We start from the raw sequence: 5477 nt of genomic DNA on the forward strand, positions 1-5477 counted from the left end.
CTTGTTCTCGTGGGTGTGTCCGTTGACCCAGGCAAGTACGTTCGGGAAACGATGCAGCAAGTCGAGAAGCTGTGAACCGCGCAGGCGTGGCTCGAGGACGTTCTCGGGGTCGGGAACGAGATTGTCCATCGTGTCGCTCGTGTGGTGACTGAACAGCACGAAATACGTGTCACCTCGCGACTCGGTGACGCGAGAGCCCGCGGCGTCGTAGTAGGTGCTGCTGCCGGCGCGCAGGGTGTTCTCGATCCACTGGAACTGAGCGGCGCCCAGCGAACCGTCGACGAGGCCCGCGCGGTTGGTGGAGTCCATGCTGATGCCGACGACGCCCGGTGCGATCTCGAACGAGTAGTAACCGATACCGGTTTCGCCGGCGTCGGGGGCGAAACCGTGTCCGACGGGGCCGGGACCGGTGTGCGCGGGATCAAGATGTGCGGCGATGAACTGTCGCGGTGTGAACGGCGCGCGCGACGGGTCGGGGGTGACCTGGCGCGGCGGCGTAGTGAAGGCGGACAGGATTCCGGGTATCGCACTGGGATCGAACTTGGTGGCGACGTCGATCTGCTTGGCCTGCTCCGGTGAACCGGGCACCTCGAACTTGAGAGATCCCGTGTACATCGCTTCGAGCGGCGGGATGCCGCTGGGCACCGTGCCGGACACCGAATCGTCGTGGTTGCCGAACACGCAGTACCAAGGGGTGTTCAGGCCGGGGCTCGACACGGGCGTGAAAGCGGCACCGAAGAAATCGGGGATCTCCGGGAATCCGGCCTTCTTGTACATGTCGAGCATCGGTGACTCGGGGTTCCAGTAGAGATCGGCACCCGAGTTCTGTACACCCTCGTAGCGGTCCTTGGCACCGGTGTTGGCGACGACGGTTCCGCCGTTGAGTGAGGTGAGGAACCAGTCGAGTTCGGCGAATTCCTTGTTGTCCGTGTTGTCGCCGGTGGTGACGACGGCATCGAAGGGGCGCGACGTGTGCGGGCCACTGCCGATCGAATTGACCCGGCGGACAAGTGAAATCAGCCCGTGCGCCGTCAGGGTCTCCTGGGGACGGAACGCCGAGCCGGTGATCTGGTGGACGTACTCGAATCGCATGGGGGACTGGGCGTCGACGATGTGGACGTCGGTCAGCTGCACGAGTGAGGCGAGTGCGGTGCGTCGGTCCTCGCGTCCCGACTTCGGCTCGGCCAACTCGCTGCGCACGATGTTCGCCCAACCGGGTCCGGCGGTGAGCTTGGTGTAGCCGTTGCTGCTGACGGGGGTGGACACGGACTCGAGTGTGGTGCCAGGACCTGACGTCGGAATGGTCGACGCGCCTGCATATTGCAGGCCCCACGGCTTGCCAAGGCTGACCGCGCCGACGGCGCCGAGTCCGGCGAAGGTCAGAAAACTACGGCGATTGATGTTCGTCACGAAGTGAACAATAGGTGAACGTGGTGGACGGCTGTCCTGTTTCGCTCTGGACGAAGAGAAAAATGCGCCCAGTCCTTGAGGGTTGGCACTCTCACGTATAGAGTGCCAATTGGCGCTGATCGAGTTCCGGCACCCGCGACGACGGGACTGCAGTGACGCGCCGTAAACGGCATACCCAAACAGCTGTCCGAGGATCGCCTCGGACGCACATACCCCAAAGTGGAGGGCTCATCGTGGCGAGCGTCAACATCAAGCCGCTCGAGGACAAGATCCTCGTCCAGGCCAACGAGGCTGAAACGACGACGGCTTCCGGCCTGGTCATTCCTGACACAGCCAAGGAAAAGCCCCAGGAGGGCACCGTCGTTGCAGTCGGCGAAGGCCGCGTCAACGAGCAGGGCAACCGCATCCCGGTCGACGTCAAGGAGGGTGACACGGTCATCTACTCCAAGTACGGCGGAACCGAGATCAAGTACGCCGGCCAGGAATACCTGATCCTGTCGGCACGCGACGTGCTGGCTGTCGTCTCCAAGTAAGACACACGTGATCCGCCCCGGAGTCCACACAGGATCCCGGGGCGGAATGCGTTCACGCCCCGAAGATTCAGGAGCTGACAGAACAGATGTCCAAGCAAATTGCGTTCAACGAGACCGCACGCCGCGCTCTCGAAGCCGGAGTCGACAAGCTTGCCGACGCCGTCAAGGTGACCTTGGGCCCGCGTGGACGCCACGTCGTGCTCGCCAAGGCATTCGGCGGCCCCACCGTCACCAACGACGGTGTGAGCATCGCCCGTGAGATCGAGCTCGAAGATCCCTTCGAGAACCTCGGCGCACAGCTCGTCAAGAGCGTCGCCACCAAGACCAACGATGTTGCCGGCGACGGCACCACCACCGCGACCGTTCTGGCCCAGGCCATCGTCCGCGGCGGACTCAAGAACATCGCAGCGGGCGCGAACCCGATGGCTCTCGGCGTCGGCATCAACGCCGCAGCCGACAAGGTCGTCGAGGAACTGCTCGCCGCAGCCACCCCCGTCGAGGGCGAGAAGTCGATCGCTCAGGTCGCCACCGTCTCCTCGCGTGACGAAGAGATCGGCAAGCTCGTCGGCGAGGCACTCACCCGTGTCGGAACCGACGGCGTCGTGACGGTCGAGGAATCCTCCACCGTTGCAACCGAACTCGTTGTCACCGAAGGTGTTCAGTTCGACAAGGGCTACCTCTCGCCCTACTTCGTCACCGACATCGATGCGCAGAAGGCCGTCTACGAAGACGCGCTGATCCTGCTCTTCCGCGAGAAGATCAGCTCACTTCCCGACTTCCTTCCGCTGCTCGAGAAGGTTGCCGAATCCGGCAAGCCGCTCTTGATCATCGCCGAGGACGTCGAGGGTGAAGTTCTCTCCACCCTCGTGGTCAACTCCATCCGCAAGACCATCAAGGCCGTCGCCGTCAAGGCGCCGTTCTTCGGTGATCGTCGCAAGGCATTCCTCGACGACCTCGCAGTCGTCACGGCAGGCACCGTCATCAACACCGACGTCGGCCTCTCGCTCAAGGAAGCCGGCCTCGACCTGCTCGGCAGCGCTCGCCGCGTTGTCGTCACCAAGGACGAGACGGTCATCGTCGACGGTGCAGGCACCGCTGACGACATCGCGACCCGCGTTGCGCAGCTGCGTCGCGAGATCGAGAACACCGATTCGGATTGGGACCGCGAGAAGCTCGAAGAGCGTCTGGCGAAGCTGTCCGGCGGCGTGGCCGTCATCAAGGTCGGCGCAGCCACCGAAACCGATCTGAAGGAACGCAAGTTCCGCGTCGAGGATGCGGTCAACGCAGCCAAGGCAGCAGTTTCCGAGGGCATCGTCCCCGGTGGCGGATCGGCTCTCGTTCAGGCCGGCACGGCTCTGATCGGGAACCTCGGCTTGACGGGTGACGAGGCCACCGGCGTTGCCGTGGTCCGCGAAGCCCTCAACGCCCCGTTGTTCTGGATCTCCAGCAACGCAGGCATCGACGGTTCCGTCGTTGTCAGCAAGGTCGCCGAGATGACCAAGGGCGAAGGCTTCAACGCTGCCACCCTCACCTACGGCAACCTGCTTGCCGACGGCGTCGTCGACCCGGTCAAGGTCACTCGCTCGGCAGTGGTCAACGCCGCTTCCGTCGCGCGCATGATCCTCACGACCGAGAGCGCCGTCGTCGAGAAGCCGACCGAGGAAGTTGCCGACACCGGACACGGTCACAGCCACTGACTCGCTGCTCGTAGTTTCGACAAAGAAGAGATCCCCCACCGGATTCCGGTGGGGGATCTTTTTTCGTCTGGCGATCAGATGAGCGGGATCGTTGCGAACGGCTCGCTCGTCGGCTGCTGCGATCCGCCGGGCGGTTCGACAGTGAACGCCAACTTCGTATTCGGACCGATGCCGTCGAGCACCACCTGGGTAGTGGGTTTGACGTCGCCCGGAGCCATCGTCCCCATCGGGATCATCGTGGTGTCGTCGGTGTCGCCCGGCACCAGCCACATCTGGTAGACGGTATCCGGACTCGGGGGAGTCACGTCGTTCATCACGAGGACTGCGGCGTCTTCGGAGGGCGAGAACAGCGTCGTGGCACTACCGCCGCCCGGGATGTCACGCGTCGTTGCATGAACGTCGGGTGCTGCCATGATTTCGGATGCGGGGTTCGGCGGCGGCGTGTTGTCGGACAGCGTGCGTCCGATTCCGATGCCGCCGACCAGGATTGCGACTGCGGCGGCCGCCGCAAGAGCCATGGTCCACGGGCGTCGACGGTTACGACGCTCGGCCAGCGAAACCGGGGCGTTGGGAGCCGCGGTCTGTTCTGCGATCGAGGCGAGGACGCTGCTGCGCAGCGACGGCGGGGGCTCGACAGCGTCGACGACGGTCATCGCGGCCATGGTTTCGGCGGTGAGCCGGACCTGGGCGTCGAATTCGGCGCGGGTCGCGGAGTCCGAAGCGGCAAGTCGTTTGTCGACCTCACGGCGCTCGTCGAGGTCCAACGCATCGATCGCGTAGGCGTACGCGTAGTCGATCAGCTCTTCGTCCATCTCACATCACCCCCAAACATCCACGTAGGCGCAGTAGTCCGTCGCGAATTCGCGACTTGATCGTGGGAATCGCCACGCCGAGATCTTCGGCCACCTCGCGGTACGTTCGGCCGCCGTAATAGGCGAGAGTCACTGATTGGCGCTGAGTGTCCGTCAGCGTTTCGAGACAGTCGGTGACAGCACGATGCTCGTCTCTTCGTGTCACTTCGTCGCTGACGACGTCGAACTCGGGAGTGGCATTGGTGGTGTCGTAGAGAGCCTGTCGATCCGAACTCGACTGTTCGGAGCGCACGCGATCCACTGCGCGCCGGTGGGCAAGTGTCAGGAGCCAGGAAAGCGCGGACCCCTTGGCAGGGTCGAAGCTGTCGGCTGATTTCCAGGCCTGGAGGTAGACCTCTTGGACCGCTTCCTCGGAGAAACCTGGATCACGGAGTACACGAAGAACCATGCCGTACACACGGGAGCTGGTTCGGTCGTAGAACTCGGCGAAGGCGCTCTGGTCGCCACCGGCGACGTTCGCGAGGATCACTGCCAGCTCGCGTGATTCCGCGATTCGCGCGGTGCGGGCCGCAGAATTGTCCGTCGGGCATGCGTCGGCCGCATCCGACGCATGGTCTGGCTCGCTCACGAAGAGTTGTCTCGCTTCATCGCGTACAACCGTAGCGTGCATGTCCGGTTCTTTTCTCTTGGCCCGCCGTTGGCCGCTGTGCGCCTTTATTAACCGCGGGGGGTTGTTAAAGGCGCACAGCAGGTGGGGACTACTGCGGCATCAGCACCGAATCGATGAGGTAGACGGTGGCGTTTGCGGTCTTGACTCCACCGCAGACGACAGTTGCGTCGTTGACCTTGATGTTGTCACCGGATCCGGTGACGGTGACCGTTCCGCCCTCGGCGGTGGGGTGCGTTCCGTCGATCGCGTCAGGGGCGATCTGGCCGGGAACCACGTGGTAGGTGAGGATCTTGGTCAGCGTGGCGCTGTCCGTCTTGAGGCTGTCGATCGTGGCGGGGTCGATCTTGGCGAATGC

6 protein-coding genes are annotated in these 5477 nt (G+C 63.8%); 2 read left to right on the forward strand and 4 right to left on the reverse strand.

Annotated features, from left to right (window positions below; translation table 11 throughout):
* A partial coding sequence (locus ACYP01_RS06275) for a TIGR03767 family metallophosphoesterase (RefSeq protein ID WP_459678972.1) occupies positions 1-1410 on the reverse strand: 1410 nt, incomplete at its 3' end.
* A 233-nt stretch (positions 1411-1643) separates the two neighbouring features.
* Between ACYP01_RS06275 and groES the strand changes: the two genes are divergently transcribed.
* Both groES and groL read left to right on the forward strand, forming a co-directional pair.
* On the forward strand, positions 1644-1943 hold the full coding sequence (gene groES, locus ACYP01_RS06280; RefSeq protein ID WP_003940763.1) for a co-chaperone GroES: 300 nt from the start codon (positions 1644-1646) through the stop codon (positions 1941-1943).
* An 86-nt stretch (positions 1944-2029) separates the two neighbouring features.
* Positions 2030-3640, forward strand: a complete 1611-nt coding sequence (gene groL / locus ACYP01_RS06285) for a chaperonin GroEL (protein WP_065352178.1) — start codon at positions 2030-2032, stop codon at positions 3638-3640.
* Between the two features lie 74 nt (positions 3641-3714).
* Here groL and ACYP01_RS06290 read toward each other — a convergent pair whose 3' ends face one another.
* The 3 genes from ACYP01_RS06290 to ACYP01_RS06300 form a co-directional block, all read right to left on the reverse strand.
* On the reverse strand, positions 3715-4452 hold the full coding sequence (locus ACYP01_RS06290; RefSeq protein WP_165638197.1) for an anti-sigma factor: 738 nt from the start codon (positions 4450-4452) through the stop codon (positions 3715-3717).
* Position 4453: 1 nt separating this feature from the next.
* Positions 4454-5122: a sigma-70 family RNA polymerase sigma factor gene (locus ACYP01_RS06295; protein WP_007728615.1), complete on the reverse strand. Its 669-nt coding sequence runs from the start codon at positions 5120-5122 to the stop codon at positions 4454-4456.
* Between the two features lie 88 nt (positions 5123-5210).
* Positions 5211-5477: fasciclin domain-containing protein (locus tag ACYP01_RS06300; RefSeq protein ID WP_459678977.1), on the reverse strand; the 267-nt coding region annotated here is incomplete at its 5' end.

It is taken from the genome of Rhodococcus sp. no. 34, assembly GCF_054589475.1.

Coding starts and splice junctions, on each gene's coding strand:
- groL (WP_065352178.1), top strand. CDS start 2,030: ATGTCCAAGCAAATTGCGTTCAACGAGACCGCACGCCGCGCTCTCGAA.
- ACYP01_RS06295 (WP_007728615.1), bottom strand. CDS start 5,122: ATGCACGCTACGGTTGTACGCGATGAAGCGAGACAACTCTTCGTGAGC.
- ACYP01_RS06290 (WP_165638197.1), bottom strand. CDS start 4,452: ATGGACGAAGAGCTGATCGACTACGCGTACGCCTACGCGATCGATGCG.